The sequence below is a fragment of the Ruegeria sp. BHSB056 genome (assembly GCF_059613305.1).
In genome coordinates this window covers 1-16,858 of sequence record NZ_JBXWSG010000083.1, presented here as the reverse complement: position 1 = coordinate 16,858, position 16,858 = coordinate 1, and the positions used below count along the sequence as shown (strand labels likewise).

At 56.6% G+C, this 16,858-nt stretch carries 15 protein-coding genes and 1 rRNA gene; 10 read left to right on the top strand and 6 right to left on the bottom strand.

Annotation, left to right across the window (positions count from 1 at the left end):
• Window positions 1-158 (bottom strand): 16S ribosomal RNA (locus AC2FND_RS16360); the annotation flags it as partial.
• A 907-nt stretch (window positions 159-1,065) separates the two neighbouring features.
• Here AC2FND_RS16360 and AC2FND_RS16355 point away from each other — a divergent pair.
• A complete protein-coding gene (locus AC2FND_RS16355; protein WP_496770892.1) occupies window positions 1,066-2,685 on the top strand; it encodes a GMC family oxidoreductase in 1,620 nt (539 codons plus the stop codon).
• Between the two features lie 5 nt (window positions 2,686-2,690).
• On the opposite strand, the gene AC2FND_RS16350 is transcribed toward AC2FND_RS16355, so the two are convergent.
• Entirely contained in the window at window positions 2,691-3,536 is an 846-nt protein-coding gene (locus AC2FND_RS16350) for an SDR family oxidoreductase (protein WP_496770890.1), read from the bottom strand.
• A gap of 87 nt (window positions 3,537-3,623) precedes the next feature.
• Here AC2FND_RS16350 and AC2FND_RS16345 point away from each other — a divergent pair, with 87 nt between their 5' ends.
• Window positions 3,624-4,256, top strand: coding sequence for a class I SAM-dependent DNA methyltransferase (locus tag AC2FND_RS16345; protein ID WP_394444574.1), 633 nt, complete (start codon window positions 3,624-3,626; stop codon window positions 4,254-4,256).
• 22 nt (window positions 4,257-4,278) lie between these two features.
• Here AC2FND_RS16345 and AC2FND_RS16340 read toward each other — a convergent pair whose 3' ends face one another.
• Complete coding sequence (locus tag AC2FND_RS16340; RefSeq protein WP_496770888.1) at window positions 4,279-5,268, bottom strand: sterol desaturase family protein; 990 nt, start codon at window positions 5,266-5,268, stop codon at window positions 4,279-4,281.
• A 21-nt stretch (window positions 5,269-5,289) separates the two neighbouring features.
• The gene (locus AC2FND_RS16335) at window positions 5,290-6,045 is read right to left on the bottom strand and encodes a class II aldolase and adducin N-terminal domain-containing protein (protein ID WP_480898513.1); all 756 of its coding nucleotides are present in this window, start codon (window positions 6,043-6,045) and stop codon (window positions 5,290-5,292) included.
• Between the two features lie 114 nt (window positions 6,046-6,159).
• Here AC2FND_RS16335 and AC2FND_RS16330 point away from each other — a divergent pair, with 114 nt between their 5' ends.
• The 5 genes from AC2FND_RS16330 (at window position 6,160) to AC2FND_RS16310 (ending at window position 11,527) form a co-directional block, all read left to right on the top strand.
• Window positions 6,160-7,029, top strand: coding sequence for a LysR family transcriptional regulator (locus AC2FND_RS16330; protein WP_209598904.1), 870 nt, complete (start codon window positions 6,160-6,162; stop codon window positions 7,027-7,029).
• Between the two features lie 140 nt (window positions 7,030-7,169).
• Entirely contained in the window at window positions 7,170-8,972 is a 1,803-nt protein-coding gene (ade, locus tag AC2FND_RS16325; RefSeq protein ID WP_496770886.1) for an adenine deaminase, read from the top strand.
• Entirely contained in the window at window positions 8,969-10,432 is a 1,464-nt protein-coding gene (locus tag AC2FND_RS16320; protein ID WP_209598906.1) for an AMP nucleosidase, read from the top strand. Before ade ends, AC2FND_RS16320 begins: the two co-directional genes overlap by 4 nt.
• 130 nt (window positions 10,433-10,562) lie before the next feature.
• Window positions 10,563-10,850, top strand: a complete 288-nt coding sequence (locus AC2FND_RS16315) for an HU family DNA-binding protein (RefSeq protein ID WP_117871130.1) — start codon at window positions 10,563-10,565, stop codon at window positions 10,848-10,850.
• A gap of 203 nt (window positions 10,851-11,053) precedes the next feature.
• On the top strand, window positions 11,054-11,527 hold the full coding sequence (locus tag AC2FND_RS16310; protein WP_496770884.1) for a GNAT family N-acetyltransferase: 474 nt from the start codon (window positions 11,054-11,056) through the stop codon (window positions 11,525-11,527).
• Between the two features lie 98 nt (window positions 11,528-11,625).
• Here AC2FND_RS16310 and AC2FND_RS16305 read toward each other — a convergent pair whose 3' ends face one another.
• Window positions 11,626-12,822 carry a BCCT family transporter gene (locus AC2FND_RS16305; protein ID WP_496770894.1) on the bottom strand — a complete coding sequence of 399 codons (1,197 nt, stop codon included), beginning with the start codon at window positions 12,820-12,822 and terminating at the stop codon, window positions 11,626-11,628.
• Window positions 12,823-13,004: 182 nt separating this feature from the next.
• On the opposite strand from AC2FND_RS16305, the gene AC2FND_RS16300 reads away from it, so the two are divergent.
• From AC2FND_RS16300 to msrA, 3 genes are all read left to right on the top strand, one after another.
• A complete protein-coding gene (locus tag AC2FND_RS16300) occupies window positions 13,005-13,889 on the top strand; it encodes a DMT family transporter (protein ID WP_496770883.1) in 885 nt (294 codons plus the stop codon).
• Window positions 13,890-14,014: 125 nt separating this feature from the next.
• Complete coding sequence (msrB, locus tag AC2FND_RS16295; RefSeq protein ID WP_496770882.1) at window positions 14,015-14,464, top strand: peptide-methionine (R)-S-oxide reductase MsrB; 450 nt, start codon at window positions 14,015-14,017, stop codon at window positions 14,462-14,464.
• Window positions 14,461-14,973, top strand: coding sequence for a peptide-methionine (S)-S-oxide reductase MsrA (gene msrA / locus AC2FND_RS16290; RefSeq protein ID WP_496770880.1), 513 nt, complete (start codon window positions 14,461-14,463; stop codon window positions 14,971-14,973). The genes msrB and msrA overlap by 4 nt, the downstream gene beginning before the upstream one ends.
• A 39-nt stretch (window positions 14,974-15,012) precedes the next feature.
• On the opposite strand, the gene AC2FND_RS16285 is transcribed toward msrA, so the two are convergent.
• Window positions 15,013-16,858 (bottom strand): hydantoinase/oxoprolinase family protein (locus AC2FND_RS16285; RefSeq protein WP_496770879.1); only part of this gene is annotated, 1,846 nt, incomplete at its 5' end.

The following is a 16,858-nucleotide window of genomic DNA, read 5'->3' as shown; positions in this document are numbered from 1 at the left end:
GGTATTACTCTCCGTTTCCAGAGGCTATTCCGTACCAAAGGGCATATTCCCACGCGTTACTAACCCGTCCGCCGCTCACCCCGAAAGGCGCGCTCGACTTGCATGTGTTAGGCCTGCCGCCAGCGTTCGTTCTGAGCCAGGATCAAACTCTCAAGTTGAAAAGCAGTTACCTGCTTATCCTTGACGTTCGAACCTCTGCACATCCTTGATTGTGCTACCGCCTGTTCGGCTACTTGAGCACAGGTAGCTTACGCTACGCTGCAGCTACTCGAGCTGACCAAACGATACCCTCAACCCGGCTAGGCCAAGGGACAATCAAGAGTCATCTGTTTGTCTGTGCTTCAGGTCTCCTAAGAAACCGAAAGCCGTACAAACAGTGAAGCTGACACTCCATCATCGGCATTCCGAAAAATACCTAAGAGCGCGATATACAGACATCCAATCCGTCGAAACGAACCAAACCGCCCACATATCTCTTCAGTTATCCATCAATGTCAAAGAACAAAACACCAAGAGCCAAAAACCAGACCGCAACGCCAATCCCTTAGCGCAACCGCCTAAACCTCAACACAAGATGCCCCCAGTCTCTCCTGAGCGTCTCAACCGTCTTTCCAGTCCGTCAGGCCGTCTCTCCGACCCGTCAGCACCGCCTCAGCAGCGCCGGTGAAGGGGTATTTACGGATTAGGCTTCCGACCTGCAACCCCCATTTTGAAAAAACTTCACATTTCTCACAACGAATTCAATTAAATAAAATAAATCAGTTACTTAGTGGTTGTTTCGCGATTTTCGTCGGCCATTTCAGGTGAGGGATCATCAGAAGAAGAGGGTGAAATCTGCACTTTGGCTGGAATCGTCGACCCCGACAGCAAACAACGACATCGATATCTATCTTGAGTCTTTCGATCGGCGCGGGCGCACCCTTTCGCTGAATGTCGAAGATCACACGAAAACTGACTTCAGGTCACAATTGTTTTTTCACTCAATTGACGCAGTCTCAGGAAAGCCTGGCTCGGATGGCGAACAGCGGACCGGCGCAAAATGGTTCTGATAGTAGGAAAGCCAACATGCAGTTCGACTATATCATCGTGGGCGGCGGGTCGGCGGGATCCGTTCTTGCAAACCGCCTTACCGAGAACCCGGCTTCACGCGTTTGCCTACTCGAAGCCGGTGGGAACGGAAACGGTCTGACAGTCAGGGTGCCGGCAGCTGTCGTGGCAGCCCTTCCGGGACGACCCAAAATCAACAACTGGGCTTTTGAAACCATACCGCAACGCGGGTTGAACGGACGCCGGGGATATCAACCCCGCGGTAAAGCACTGGGTGGTTCGAGCGCGATCAACGCGATGCTTTATGTCCGGGGTCAACGGCAGGATTACGATGGGTGGGCCGATCAGGGCTGCGACGGCTGGGATTGGGACAGTGTATTGCCGTATTTCAAACGGTCCGAAAACAATGAGCTTGGCGCGGACAGCTGGCATGGCGACAAGGGCCCGTTACAGGTGTCACAGCAAAAAGAACCTCGCCCGATCACCCGCGCGTTCATTGAAGCCGCACAGCAACTCCAACATCGCCACACTGAAGATTTCAACCGAGGCGATAACGAAGGTGTCGGGCTGTATCAGGTAACGCAGTTTCATGATCCGGCAAAGAATGGAGAGCGGTGCTCAGCGGCTGCGGGCTACCTGTTCCCGATTGCCAACCGCCCGAACCTGACGGTCATTACACATGCCCATGCGAAAAGGCTGGTCTTTCAGGGTAAGCGCGCAACTGGCGTTGTTTGCACGGTCAAAGGCAAAGAGGCAGACACAACCGTTACTGCCACGCGCGAAATTCTGTTATGCGCGGGTGCTTTGAAAACACCGCAACTGCTGCAAGTCTCAGGGGTTGGAGCAAGCGCTGATCTTGAACCGCACGGGGTCGCTGTTCTGCATGAACTACCGGGTGTGGGACAAAACCTGCAGGACCACCTCGACTTTACGCTGACCTACCGGACCAAAGACACAAACAACTTTGGGATCGGCGCGACAGCAGCGGTGCGACTGTTGAAGCACATCCATCAGTGGCGCAAGACCGGCGTGTCAATGGCGGCCACACCGTTTGCCGAAGGGGCGGCGTTCCTGAAAACCGCACCCGGGCTGGAGCGCCCGGATATTCAGCTACACTTCACCATCGCAATGGTCGATGATCACGCCCGCAAACTGCATTACGGTTACGGGTACAGCTGTCATATCTGCAAGCTTCGCCCGGAAAGCCGGGGAACCGTTGGCCTGAGCAGCGCCGACCCAATGGCAATGCCTGTCATCGACCCGGGATTTCTTGCAGATGCACGCGATCTGGACACCATGATCAAAGGCGCGCGAATGACGCGAGACATCCTGCAAGCGCCAGCTTTGGCCAAATATCGGCATAAAGAGATGTTTGGAACCGATACGGCCAAATCTGACGCCGATTGGGAGGGGCATATCCGCGCCCGCGCCGATACGATCTATCACCCGGTCGGCACCTGCAAGATGGGTACTGACGATTTGGCTGTTGTGGATCCCGAACTTCGGGTGCGGGGGATTGAGGGGCTGCGTGTGGTTGATGCGTCGGTGATGCCAACGCTGGTGTCGGGAAACACAAACGCGCCAACAATAATGATCGCGGAAAAAGCCTCGGACATGATTAAGGCAGCCGCGCAGTAAAGAACCTACCGGTCCTTCATCAGCGCCTCCAACCCCACCCGGTAGTTCGGGTAGATCAATTCGACACCCAACTCATCCTTGATCCGGTCGTTTCGGACGCGTTTGTTCTCGTTATAAAAACTGCGCGCCATTGGTGTCAGGTCAGCTTCGTCAAATGAAACCGCCGGGGGCAGAGGAAGCCCCTGCAACTCGGCGGCATACCCGATGACATCCTGTGGCGGGACAGGCTCATCGTCGCATACGTTATATACACTGCCCGGATTCGGCCTTGTCATCGAGGCTTGCAGAACCTGCGCAATGTCATCCACGTGGATGCGCGAAAACACTTGCCCCGGCTTGATGATGCGCCGCAGCCCGCCGCGTGTGAGCTTGGAGAACGGCCCACGACCCGGGCCGTATATCCCTGCCAGACGGAAGATGTGAACAGGCAGGTCCGGCACGGCCGCCCATTGCTCTTCAGCCAGCATGCGCCACTTTCCACGCTTGGCGGTCGGTGTTGGCGGGGTGTCTTCGTCAACCCAGCCGCCCTGGTGATCGCCATAAACAGCTGTTGTCGATAAATAACCCACCCAAGTGAACTGACTTGCCCGTTTTCGGATCTCGTCGCCCAGCGCCGCCAGTACCGGATCGCCCGCCTCGCCCGGTGCTGTCGAGATCAGCAAATGCGTTACCCCACCCAAATTTGGGACCTCACCGGGCCAGATCAGCGGGTCCGCGCCAGAGGCACGTATTGCATCAGTGCCTTCGCTATCTCGTGTGGTGCCAAAGATCTGCCAGCCTTTCGGGGCAAGAACTCGGGAAAGGGCCTGCGCAGAATAGCCGTGGCCAAATGAGAAGAGTGTCTTGGTCATGCACCGTTGATGGGCTTCAGCGCATCGGGATGCAAGCGCCGCATGGACGCACTTGAATCGAATCTTCTGATGCGCCTTTCTGTGGATATGAGCAAAAAGAAACCAGACCTGCATTCTGCCTACGCGCTGAGCTCTCCGGACGATAACAAACGCCTTTATGCGGAATGGGCCGGGGACTATGACGACAGCTTTGCCGCGCGTGAGGATTATCAGCTTCATATCCATACCGCGCGGGCGTTTGTGGGCGCGGGCGGTCAGGGGCCGGTTCTGGATGTCGGTGCGGGAACGGGCCTGTGCGGCGCGGTGTTGTCTGGGCTTGGTGTTGGGCCGATTGATGCCACGGATATCAGTTCAGAGATGCTGGAACAGGCTATGCGCAAGGATATCTACCGGGACGCGATCGAGGCTGACCTGACCCATGGCATCCCGGTTCCGCCAGACAGCTATTCCGGCATCGTGTCATCTGGCACGTTCACACACGGTCATCTGGGTCCCGAAGTGTTGCCTGCGCTGCTTCGCGTCGCACGGTCAGGCGCTACGTTCGCCCTGTCAATAAACGCCCGCCATTTCGAAAAGATGGGCTTCAAGGGCAAGCTGCACGAACTGGAACAGGACCAGATCCGCAACCTGACCCTGCCCGAGGTTCGCATCTATGGCGATCTTGCTGCAGGACCCAATAAGGATGACACGGCCTTCATTGCATTGTTCGAACGGGTTTAGTCCCCGGACAGAACCAGCCACTTCAGGTGTACATCTGCTTTTTGTAGGCCCTCGTGCGTGTCGTCGCCTCGGCTGAGCCATCGTGATAGGTGCCAAACCACTTGTCGAACGGAATTTCGGATGTGCCGTAGTTGCACTCGAAATACCTGTGGTGGAGCTGGTGAAAAAAATCGCCCGCCCGCGCGGCTTCGGTCTCACCGGCCTTTAGCTTCTCGAACCCAGAATGGGACAGTATCGGGCTGACCTGCTGGAACGAGCTGTGAAACAACACATGCAGCGGATGGGAAGGCACGATCAGGTGGATGAAATACGTCGTGAAATACAGAATGTTTTCATACCAGTGATTCGAAATCCCTGACCATGGCCCGGTATTGACATTACGGTGATGGACCGCGTGCACATGTTTATAAAGCCTGGGATGATGTTCCAGCCGGTGCACCCAGTAAAAATGCAGACCGGACCACATGGGAATAAACAACATCCAAACCACGAACCACACCTGCGAGCTGGCCCAGGTAATCGTCGGAACCCAGCCATTTGCCATCGACCAAAAGATGACCCACTGGTAAATGGTCGCCACCGTCATGGCGCTGCCCAGCGTCCACCAAATGTTATCCCAGACCTGATTGCGGAATGTGAATGTTCCGTTGTCCCGTGTCAGGTCCCTGCGATCAAACTTTTTGTACATCCCCTGCCCTTTGCGCATGTACAGCCACCAGTGCAGGCTTCCTGCTACCAGAGTTTGCGGCACCATGTTCAGCAACCAGATCCGAAACATCCATCCGGGCGCAAAGCTTTTCATCGTCTCTAACGCAGGGAAAAAGAACGCATAGGCGATGACGGCCAAGGTCATGCACAGGGTCAGGGCGGTGATTTGCAACCACGCTCCGCTGTACCATTTCAGCACGGCCGCCGGACGTGGTGGCCAACTGAACAGCGGGTTGAGACCCACTGGCCCGTCGGGGTGGTAATGCCAGCGGGCAGCTTCGGGGTCCTGCTTGGAATCTCGCATGTCGGTCACTCTGTCTTGCATTCAGGTTGCGTAATCCGAGCCTTCTGCATCAAGTATTTCCTTGATCGCTCGAAGATGCGCTTCCGCCTGATCGGGGTAGTCGTCCAGTTCCTGCGCTGTTTTCTCTGCAATCTCATCCGACAGCACCCGCAGGGGCAGGCCTGTTTGCAGTGCCCGGATGTATGTTTCGGCAGCGCGCTCGAAATAGTAGAGCCTGTTAAAGGTATCTGCAGGGTCACTGCCCGTAATCAGAACCCCGTGGTTGCCCATGATCATGACCTTCTTCTTCGGATCAGCCAGCATCCCGGCGCACCGCTCGCCTTCGCTTTCAAAAGCCAACCCGCCAAATTCTTCGTCAACAACGTAGCGGTTGTAGAAGGTCGCGGTGTTCTGATCGATTGGCGGAAGCGTACTGTCGGCCAGTGAGGCCAGAACAGTTGCGAAAATCGAATGCACATGCATGACGCAACGCGCGTGCGGGCAGTGGCGATGGATCGAACCGTGCAGGCCCCAGGCCGTGGGATCAGGTGCACCGGGTTGGGACATCACATCCGGATCGTTGGCGTCCAACAACAACAGATCAGACGCGCGAATACGCGAGAAATGCGCCTGATTGGGGTTCATAAGGAACTGCGTCCCGTCTTTGTTCACAGCAAGACTGAAATGGTTGGCAACGGCTTCATGCATATTCAGCCGGGCTGTCCAGCGAAAGGTTGCGGCCATGTCCACACGTTCTGACCAATGATCGATGTTGGGACGAAGGTTGGTGAGACTCATGTGATGCGTCCTTTGATATCTTCGAATGACCAAAGCCTGCATTTGGTCCGGCAATTTGACCAACGAAAAAAACGCAACTATCCCATTAGCTGAACTTATGCCGGAGTTATGCCGATGCAAAACAAGCTTCCCCCGCTTGGCTGGCTGCGCACATTCGAAGCCGCAGCCCGCCACCTGTCATTCACTGACGCGGCGCGGGATCTGAACATGACGCAAAGTGCGGTTAGTCAGCAGATCAAATCGCTGGAAGGTCACCTGGGTCAGCCATTGTTCCTGCGACGCCCGAAGGCGCTTGAGCTGACAGAGGCCGGGATCACCTATTTGCCGGTGGTGCGCGAGGCGTTTCGGACGCTGATACGGGGCACTCAGGCGGTAACTGGCGCGCAACAGAATGCGGTCCAGGTGCAGTGCAACATCAGTTTCGCCGTGAACTGGCTGGCCCCGCGCCTTCCGTTATTTCGGGCTGAACACCCGGATGTTCAGCTGAACATCTTCACCGAGCTGTGGGAACCGCGCGAGATGGCCGAAGGCGCAGCGGTCGAGATCAGGTTTTCCCTTCGACCCTCAGATACAACCCGGACAGAAATGCTGCGCTCTGAATATTACTACCCCGTCTGCGCGCCGGGATATCAGGTGTGCCTGCAAGACCTTCAGGAAAAACCTCTGTTCGACTGTTCCAACCTGTTGACCAACTGGGCGACATGGGCGGAAGATCAGGCTCTGAATTGGCAGAATCCGCCTATTACCTATGCGACAACCTATCTGGTTTGTTTATCAGCCGCGATGGCCGGAGGTGGCCTGTGCCTGGCCCATGATACCATCGCGGGTCACCTGATCGATCAGGGACGACTGGTCGCACCATTTGAGCATCGCGCCCCGATGCCTGAGGCGTATTATCTGCTGCTCTCCCCGCAGGCTGAGGATACGCCCGGGGCGGTCACGTTTGCGAACTGGATACGGCGAGAATTTGGGTCCGAAACGTAAACTCGGACGAGTTCTTGGGCGCTGTCGGCGCCCATGTCAGCTTTCGATGGCCGGGTTGGGCAGATTTGCAGGATTGTGATCCGCCGACCGTAGTGAAGAACCGGGGTTGCACCCGCGCGCGCATTCGTGAAAGTTGAGCCATGGAAAACACACCCTTCCCAACTTGGCCCGATGTCGCCCCCAGATTGATCGCAGTTGCTGCCGGACGTGAGGCAGCAGACACGGTAATAAAGGGTGGGACTTGGGTAAATGTGCACAGCCGCGAACTGCTGCCGAACCATTCAGTTGCAATCGCGGCAGGCCGTATTGCATTTGTCGGTCCAGACGCCTCGCATTGTACCGGACCAGAGACACAGGTTATCGACGCGCAAGGCCGCTTTATCCTGCCCGGCTTGTGCGACGCGCATATGCACATCGAATCGGGGATGCTGACCCCCGCCGAGTTTGCCCGCGCTGTGATCCCCCATGGCACAACCAGTATGTTCACCGACCCGCACGAGATCGCCAATGTGTTGGGGCTGGACGGTGTGCGCATGATGCATGATGAAGCAATGATGCAGCCGGTCAACATCTTCACTCAGATGCCGTCCTGCGCGCCCTCTGCGCCGGGGCTAGAGACGACAGGATATGAAATCACCCCCGAAGACGTGGCCGAGGCGATGAACTGGCCCGGGATCATCGGCTTGGGGGAAATGATGAACTTCCCCGGCGTGATTCACGGAGATTCCAAAATGCTGGCCGAGATTGCGGCCACGCAGCGGGCAGGCAAGGTCGTCGGCGGGCATTACGCATCCCCTGATTTAGGGCCTGATTTCGCGGCTTATGTGGCTGGTGGACCTGCCGATGACCACGAAGGCACCTGCGAAGCGGATGCCATCGCACGGGTCCGTCAGGGAATGCGGTCGATGATGCGGTTGGGCTCGGCCTGGTATGACATTGAAAGCCAGATTACCGCAGTCACCGAAAAAGGTCTGGATGCGCGCAATTTCATCCTGTGCACGGATGACTGCCACTCTGCCACGCTGGTCAACGATGGGCATATGAACCGCGTCGTGCGCCACGCGATTGACTGTGGTTGTGACCCGCTTGTGGCCCTGCAGATGGCGACGATCAACACCGCCACGCATTTCGGTCTGGAACGCGAGATCGGATCGGTCACGCCGGGACGACGGGCGGATATCATCCTCAGCTCTGACCTGACTGAATTGCCGATCGAACTGGTCATAGCGCGCGGACAGGTTGTTGCGGAACACGGGGTGATCAAGGTTGATTGCCCCCATCTGAACTGGCCCGACAAGGCACGTCGCACCGTTCATCTGAAGCACGCACTGACCTCGACCGATTTTGAGATCGCGGCACCGAAGGGCGCAAACAAGGTAAGGGCCAACGTCATTGGCGTGGTAGAAAACCAGGCACCCACAAAAGCGCTGAAAGCCGAATTGCCGATTATTGGCGGGCTTGTTGAAGGTGAAGGAGACGTATGTCAGATCTCACTGGTCGAACGACACCGGGCGACAGGGGGCGTCACCAACGCCTTTGTCTCGGGGTTTGGATATCAGGGGAAAATGGCCATGGCCTCGACCGTGGCACATGACAGTCACCACATGATCGTCGTCGGTACCGACCGTGAACAAATGGCGCTGGCCGCGAATCGACTGGCCGAAGTGGGTGGCGGCATCACGATCTTTAGGGACGGCCAGGAACTGGCGATGGTCGAACTTCCCATTGCCGGTCTGATGTCCGACAGCCCGGCCGCCGAAGTTGCGGCCAAGGCGGACAGGATGGTTCAGGCCATGCAGGAATGTGGCTGCAATCTGAACAACGCGTATATGCAACATTCGCTGCTGGCGTTGGTCGTCATACCGGAACTCAGGATCTCTGATCTCGGGCTGGTTGACGTGCGCACATTCGAAAAAATTGATCTTCTGGAACCTTTGGCATGACGACACTCCTGACACCTGAAGCCCTTTCGCCAAAACAATTCACCGATCCCGCAGCCGCAGTTGCGCGACTGGAGGAGCTTTACACTCAAGCAACGGAATTTCTGTGCGACAGCTTCTCGAAGGTGCTGCAAAATGGAGCACCAACCGCCAGATATCGGGCCTATTACCCCGAGATTCGCATAAAGACGTCGACTTATGCTCAAGTCGACAGCCGCCTGAGTTTTGGGCATGTGGCGGAGCCCGGTGTTCACGCTACAACCGTAACGCGCCCGGATTTATTCCGCTCCTACCTGACCCAGCAGATTGCCCTGTTGATCAAGAACCACGACCAACCGGTGACGATTGCAGCATCGGACACACCGATTCCGGTGCATTTTGCCGTGGCGCATACATCAGATCTGGTTGTGCCGCATCAGGGTGCGGCTGCTTTCACCCTGCGTGACGTGTTTGACGTGCCGGATCTGACGACCACGAATGATGACATCGTTAACGGTGTGCATGAAAATGAAGACGCCGTCGGCCCCTTGTCATTGTTTACTGCCCAGCGCGTCGATTATTCACTTGCGCGACTGGCACATTACACAGCGACAGATGCCCGGCATTTTCAGAACCACGTTCTGTTCACGAACTATCAGTTCTATGTTTCGGAATTCGAAAACTACGCCCGCGAGCAGTTGGCTGATCCCAGTAGCGGGTACACCAGTTTTGTCTCGACCGGGAATGTCGAGATCACGCAGCCGGACGCAGAAATCGAGCAGCCGTTGAAACTGCCCCAGATGCCAACCTATCACCTGAAGCGTGAAGATGGTTCGGGTCTTACTTTGGTGAACATCGGTGTCGGCCCGTCGAATGCCAAAACAGCGACCGACCATATCGCGGTTCTGCGCCCGCACGCGTGGCTGATGGTTGGCCATTGCGCCGGGCTGCGCAACACACAGGCATTGGGCGATTTCGTTCTGGCCCATGCATATCTACGGGATGACAAGGTTCTGGATGATGACCTGCCGGTCTGGGTGCCCATCCCGCCCCTGGCCGAGGTTCAGGTCGCGCTGGAACGCGCCGTGGCCGAGGTGACCGAGTTGGAAGGGTATGAACTGAAGCGGATCATGCGGACAGGAACAGTTGCATCGGTTGACAATCGCAACTGGGAACTGCGCGATCAAACCGGGCCGGTTCAGCGCCTCAGCCAGTCGCGGGCGATCGCGCTGGATATGGAAAGCGCCACTATCGCCGCGAACGGCTATCGCTTCCGCGTTCCTTACGGCACTTTGCTGTGCGTGTCGGACAAACCCCTGCACGGTGAACTGAAGCTGCCGGGCATGGCGTCGTCCTTTTATACCACCCAGGTCAGCCGTCATTTGATGATCGGGATACGCGCCATGGAACACCTGCGCGGCATGCCGTTAGAGCGTCTGCACAGCCGGAAATTGCGTTCCTTCGACGAAACTGCCTTCCTCTGACGCAAAAAAGCAACGTTTTCCCCATATTTTTAGGGGTTTTTACGCTACTACTCGTTGTGTTTGATCACAATATCCCGTTACAGTTACGCGGTGAGGCCCTATAGATCGGGCACGTTAAGGAGACCAAGAAATGGCAAAACCTATGACAAAGACTCAGCTGGTTGCTGCTCTCGCTGAGGAAATGGGAACCGATAAGAAATCCGCGAACTCTGCGCTGGAGGCCATCACCGGCCTGATCACGCGCGAAGTTTCCGCAGGTGGTGCAGTAACCCTGCCTGGCGTTGGCAAAATCTACTGCCGCGAACGCCCCGAGCGTCAGGTCCGCAACCCGGCAACCGGTGAAACCTTCACCAAAGAAGCCGACAAGGTTGTTAAAATGACCATCGCGAAAGCACTGAAAGACAGCGTGAACGGCTGATCCAAAGCGCTTGGAACCATGTAAAGGGGTGGCGGTTACGCGGCCCCTTTTTTGTGCCTAAACTTTACGTCCTACGGCCTGCGCAACTATATCATAAGATATTAGGCTGTAACTAAAGGCTACAATCCAACACTGGATGTCCCGGGCACGAATTTAAAGGACAACCCTTTGATTTCCTGCTTGGCCCGCTAAATCCCAGTTCTATGGAACAGGATATTACCTTCACGCGACTGCCCCTCGTCTCAGCGCCTGAGATACTGGTGCATATGAGAAATCCAATTCTTGCCGAACACATGCCTCTCCTAACGCAGGACTGGGATGAGGAAACAGTCGCCAGTTTCATTCGCGCGAAAGAGTCGTGTTGGGCGCGGGACGGCCTTGGTCATTGGGCAATATTGCACCGCGGACAATATGTGGGATGGGGTGGTTTTCAAAAAGAAGGTGAAGAGTGGGATTTCGGACTGGTCTTGAAACCCAGTGCATTTGGACTGGGTGCCAAAATTGCACGTCAGGCTATCGCGTTCGCAAAGCAGGACAATCGTATTCCGTTCGTGACATTCTTGCTGCCACCTTCGCGCACGAAACTGCACGCAATGACCAAACTCGGCGCGTATTTTGTTGGGCAAGTAGACTACGCTGGCCACAGCTTCCTCAAATATCGTCTCGACACGAACTGAAGTGAACGACAAGGAATGAGGACCGGATCGGGCAGCCTCTAAAAAGAGTTGCGGGCCCCGATGTCGAGACCCGCTTTTGGTACACTAGATTCAAGCAATCAGTGAATTGTCTCAACCTTGTGGAAGTCCAGATCACGGTCTTCCGGCATAGCGTCGATAATCATCACCTCTTTGCGTTTGGTGACAAGGATATAGGCCACGCAAGCCAGGTAGAGACCGACTACGACGGCTCCGATCCACTGGATTTGCAACCACTGACTCTGGAACAGCAGGGTCAGGACAAACAGCAGCGCGACGTTGCCAGCGACATAGGCCGCCTTGCCAAACCGTTCGGCGGTCATGTTCAGGTTGTCCGTATAGAGCCTAATCAGCGAGTCCAGCGAATTGATCACAAAGGTCACACCCACGATTACCATCGCGATATTGGTGATGCCTGCGGTGCTGATACCGTTCAGGTGATAGTAGTAGAGAACGGTGAACCAGATCCCCAGCGGGATGGACGGGAAGATCAACAACGCCGCCAGCAGCTGCCAGGTCTTTAACCCGCCCACAAAGCGCGAAGTAAACTGGCCAATCATGATTGACCACGCAAACCACCAGAACAGGTAGAAGGCATGATAATCGGTCAACGGCAGGACAAACTTGTGCACATTGGTGAAATAGGCGCCAATGTTACTTCCGGTTTCGATAAACCCGGTCATTCCCATGCCAGCTGCCGCCCACATACCCAGAATCAGCGCAAGGAACAGGAAGGTCGAACCGACCGACAGGATGCGCACATATTTCAGGTCGGTCGATGAGTACGCCGCCGCCAGAATGACCACAAACACGATGACGTAGAAGGTGGTAACAACAGATTCGCCATCTCCGACCTCTGGCAGGTAGCCAGGCAGGTAGATCAGGAACAGGCTGGCGGTAAAGGCGCAGGTACCGATGATGACGACGTTGTTGATCAGCTTGACCAGCGGAATCTCAAAGAAGTTCACGCGGGGTTCGATCACGCAGAAATAGAAGGCCGTCAGGAAGTAAAACGCCCAGATCAGAAACCCCCAGAAACCGAATTCGATCGCCAGCGGGTTGGCAAAGGCATAGGCCGGATCTTCGGCATACCCACCAAATTCTGTCAGCGGGAACATGATCAGGCCAACATCCAGACCAGACGTAAACAGGATCGCGATGAACGTGAAAAGGTGAACAGGTGTCACGCCAACGCATCGCAGGTTCCACCACTTCACGACAAAGAACGCGACCAAGCCCAATGCCAGCAGGACGCCAAAAGATAGAATGTACTCCAGAAGCACCGACAACCCTCCCTTGATATGTCAGATCCCGGAGCCGATAACTTTAATTGTTCAGTCAATCAATAAAAACATCCTCGTGACTTTCGTTGCATCACGGATGTGTCTTTTTTAACGCGCAGCGCTTGCGACCCATCACAAAATCGGGGACAGTCCGCGCAAAGTGACAGGGGGTCTCCATGGATCTGCGCGCCATAGCCATGGGGCTGACATTTGCCCTGATCTGGTCGTCTGCCTTTACCTCGGCGCGGATCATCGTGGCAGACGCCTCTCCTTTGTTTTCGCTAGCCCTGCGGTTTTTGATCTCAGGGGTTTTGGGGGTTCTGATTGCCCGGGCGATGGGGCAAAGCTGGCACCTGACCCGGAACCAGTGGCGGGCGACAATTCTTTTCGGTATCTGCCAAAATGCCCTGTATTTGGGTCTGAATTTTTACGCGATGCAAACGGTCGAGGCTTCGGTTGCGGCGATTATCGCGTCCACAATGCCCTTGCTGGTGGCGCTGGCAGGGTGGCTGATTTTTGGCGAGAAACTGCGCCCTCTCGGAGTTTTGGGATTGTTTGCCGGATTCACCGGCGTCGCCCTGATCATGAGCAGCCGGATCAGTTCTGGTGTCGACATGTTCGGCATCGCGTTGTGCGGCATCGGAGCTTTGGCGCTGACCTTTGCCACCCTCGCGGTTCGCGGCGCGACTTCGGGCGGTAACTTCATGATGGTCGTGGGTCTGCAGATGCTTGTAGGCTCAGCGACGTTGTTCGTGGCCGCGCCGATCTTTGAGACCATTTACATCCACCCGACGCTGCCACTGGCATTGGCGTTCACCTACACAACCCTGTTTCCTGGGTTGCTGGCCACGCTGATCTGGTTCCTTCTTCTGGATCGCATCGGCGCGATCCGCGCAGCCACGTTCCACTTTTTGAACCCGGTATTCGGTGTCACGATTGCGGCCATATTGTTGGGCGAGAAACTGGGCGCGATGGACGCAATTGGCGTTACAGTCACGACATTGGGTATTCTTGCTGTTCAACTGTCACGCCAACCTGCCGGCAAAACGACTTCGGCCTAACACAAGGGCCTATCTGTTTGCGTCTGACCGACTGCACGTCTGTGAGAGCTGTTTGAAATATCGCTTTGCTTTCTAGTCGGCAGCCCCCAGATAATGGCACAACCGTCAAATCAGCCGGAGGATCCATGACACGTTACACCAAAGACCCCACGGTTATTGCGGCACTTTCGCCCGAAGAATTTCACGTCACCCAACGCAACGGCACCGAACGGCCGGGGACGGGCAAGTATTTGGGGAACAAGGAACCGGGCATCTACGTGGACATCGTGTCAGGCGAGCCGCTGTTTGCTTCGACCCACAAATACGAATCCGGATGTGGCTGGCCCAGCTTCACCAAACCTATCGTCCACGAGCATGTGGAAGAGTATCGCGACACAACACATGGTATGATCCGGACCGAGGTTCGCTCGAAACACGGCGACAGCCATCTGGGGCATGTCTTCCCCGACGGCCCGCGAGAACATGGCGGCCTGCGATATTGCATCAACTCGGCCTCGCTCAGGTTCATCCATCGGGATGAGATGGAGGCTGAAGGTTACGCCGAATTCCTGATCCACGTGGAGGAAATCCAATGACTGAACAACGTGCTGTACTGGCCGGAGGCTGCTTTTGGGGTATGCAGGACCTGATCCGCAAGCTGCCAGGCGTCTTGCGGACCCGGGTGGGCTACACCGGAGGCGATGTGCCCAACGCCACCTATCGCAACCACGGCACCCACGCCGAAGGGATCGAGATCTGGTTTGACCCATCGCTGATCAGTTACCGCGACCTGCTGGAATTTTTCTTCCAGATTCACGACCCGACCACTGTCAATCGGCAGGGCAACGACCGAGGAATGAGCTATCGTTCAGCGATTTACCACGTCGACGAAGCCCAAAGAGCAACCGCCCTGGATACTATCGCAGACGTGAATGCCAGCGGCTTGTGGCCGGGAAAAGTCGTAACCGAAGTCGAACCCGTCGGCGATTTCTGGGAGGCCGAACCCGAGCATCAGGATTATCTTGAACGCATCCCGAACGGATATACCTGCCACTTCCCACGCCAGGACTGGGTTCTTCCCGAACGCGCCAGCGCCGCAGAATAAAGCACCACCTGCCCGGCCCCTCTGGACAAGTCAGAGGGGCTAGCCCGCCGCAACCCGCGGTCGCCCGCTAGCCTCGACCGTGATCATTGCCTCGACAAACACATCATTGGCCTCGACCCGCGCGGTTTTGATGTCGCGATCCACAATCACGCGGATATCTTCTGCACCAGCTTCGCGCACCGCGCCTTCAGCTTCCGACCTCAGAACATTTTCCAGCAAAGCCAGCGCATCTTCTGATGCGGAAAAATCCTTGGGCCCGCCCTCGAGATGTACACGATACCGCCCTTCGGCGGGACTTGTCACCGTGCCCGATCGCCGTAAGGTCACCCGCCCCACGACGGCGCCAATCGCATTGGCTACACCCGCATGTTCTGGCAGGATCATTCGGCAGTGCAGCCGTTCACCGACCGCCGGGTAATAGCTGGGGGCTGACGCTCCAAGCCCCACAACATCAACGTTCAAGGCTGCAGTCAGCGACAACAAACCGCGATGCTGCGCCAATCCGCGCTGTGTCAGGATATGCCGCGCCAGCTCCTGTGACGGCAGCCCGAAACTGTCCGGTTCCTCATCAAAAGCCGCCTCTAACAAGGTCAAACTGGTTTGTTCTGTCAACTGGTCCACGATCATCTGCGCCAGCGCTTCGGCGGAATTTGCCAACATGTCCCCGGACCCGACCCGTTTGCGTGCGACCAGTTCAAGTGCCTTACGGGCGGCGTCCGCATCCCAGGCATCCACCCGCCCCAGTACATGGCTGGCATCCGACGGCGTCACGCCCGAGATCTGAATGATCCCGCGGTCCACCAACCGGGTCAATGCACCGCTCTCCATTCGGGACCGAAGCAAGGAACCAATCGGCAGAACCTGATCTCCCAACCGGTCTAGCAGGGCTTCTTCGCGAACATCTATACCGTCGTCATGTATTCCCGGCACGCGACGGGCAAAGCGCGTATCGTGCTCACCCACCGTCGTGGCCCGCAATTGCTCATCCAGAATGGCATGAACGATCTCGGGCGCTTCCGAAGCGATCAAGGATACCGGAAGAACGCGGCGCGGCCCCAGAAACACACCGCCCTGCAATCCCTCGGTCACGACATGCACCTGACTGTCACCTCCAAGGCCATGGGTGCGCATCGCAACTGCCTCGACCATGGTGCGGAACCCGCCTACTTGTGCCCCGGCCGAGTCGATCGCGGGCTTGCCGTCACGGATCAACGCCACGTCAGTTGTCGTACCTCCAATATCCGACACCAACGCATTCTCTGCGCCGGTCAACCAGCGCGCGCCGACAATTGACGCGGCAGGTCCGCTCAGGATCGTTTCAATAGGGCGTTCACGCGCCTGTTCAGCACTCATCAACGCCCCATCACCGCGCACAACCATCATCGGCGCCATAATCCCCAACTCGCGCAGCCGGTCCTGCGCCCGCCCGATCAAACGGTCGATCATCCCGATCAGCCGTGCATTCAACACGGCCGTCACGGCGCGTTTCGGCCCGTTCAGCTTTGCCGACAAGTGATGCGAACATGTGACCGGAGCCCCGGTTCTTTCCGAAACGATCCGTGCGGCTTCCAACTCGTGCGCGGGATTTCGTGTGGCAAACTGAGCGGCTATGGCAAAGCCTGAAATGCCCTTATGAGAGCCTAAAAATTGCTCCAGCGCGGCAATATCCAATGGCGCAGCTTCGCTGCCAGAATGGGAATGCCCACCAGACATAACCAGGGCCGGGTCCCCTTTTAACGCGTCCTTCAAACCGTGCTTTTCAAGGTCGCCGTCTTTGAATCCGATGTAGATCAACGCAACGCGCCCGCCCTGCCCTTCTACCAAGGCATTAGTCGCCAATGTTGTGGACAAAGACGCCATTGAAATCTGATCCGGCGCAACTTTT

Bases quoted from the DNA above. Each gene is read 5' to 3' on its own strand.
- AC2FND_RS16315 (WP_117871130.1), top strand. From the start codon at position 10,563: ATGGCAAAACCTATGACAAAGACTCAGCTGGTTGCTGCTCTCGCTGAG.
- AC2FND_RS16300 (WP_496770883.1), top strand. From the start codon at position 13,005: ATGGATCTGCGCGCCATAGCCATGGGGCTGACATTTGCCCTGATCTGG.
- AC2FND_RS16335 (WP_480898513.1), bottom strand. From the start codon at position 6,045: ATGAGTCTCACCAACCTTCGTCCCAACATCGATCATTGGTCAGAACGT.
- AC2FND_RS16355 (WP_496770892.1), top strand. From the start codon at position 1,066: ATGCAGTTCGACTATATCATCGTGGGCGGCGGGTCGGCGGGATCCGTT.
- ade (WP_496770886.1), top strand. From the start codon at position 7,170: ATGGAAAACACACCCTTCCCAACTTGGCCCGATGTCGCCCCCAGATTG.
- msrB (WP_496770882.1), top strand. From the start codon at position 14,015: ATGACACGTTACACCAAAGACCCCACGGTTATTGCGGCACTTTCGCCC.
- AC2FND_RS16310 (WP_496770884.1), top strand. From the start codon at position 11,054: ATGGAACAGGATATTACCTTCACGCGACTGCCCCTCGTCTCAGCGCCT.
- AC2FND_RS16350 (WP_496770890.1), bottom strand. From the start codon at position 3,536: ATGACCAAGACACTCTTCTCATTTGGCCACGGCTATTCTGCGCAGGCC.
- AC2FND_RS16340 (WP_496770888.1), bottom strand. From the start codon at position 5,268: ATGCGAGATTCCAAGCAGGACCCCGAAGCTGCCCGCTGGCATTACCAC.
- AC2FND_RS16320 (WP_209598906.1), top strand. From the start codon at position 8,969: ATGACGACACTCCTGACACCTGAAGCCCTTTCGCCAAAACAATTCACC.
- msrA (WP_496770880.1), top strand. From the start codon at position 14,461: ATGACTGAACAACGTGCTGTACTGGCCGGAGGCTGCTTTTGGGGTATG.
- AC2FND_RS16330 (WP_209598904.1), top strand. From the start codon at position 6,160: ATGCAAAACAAGCTTCCCCCGCTTGGCTGGCTGCGCACATTCGAAGCC.
- AC2FND_RS16345 (WP_394444574.1), top strand. From the start codon at position 3,624: ATGAGCAAAAAGAAACCAGACCTGCATTCTGCCTACGCGCTGAGCTCT.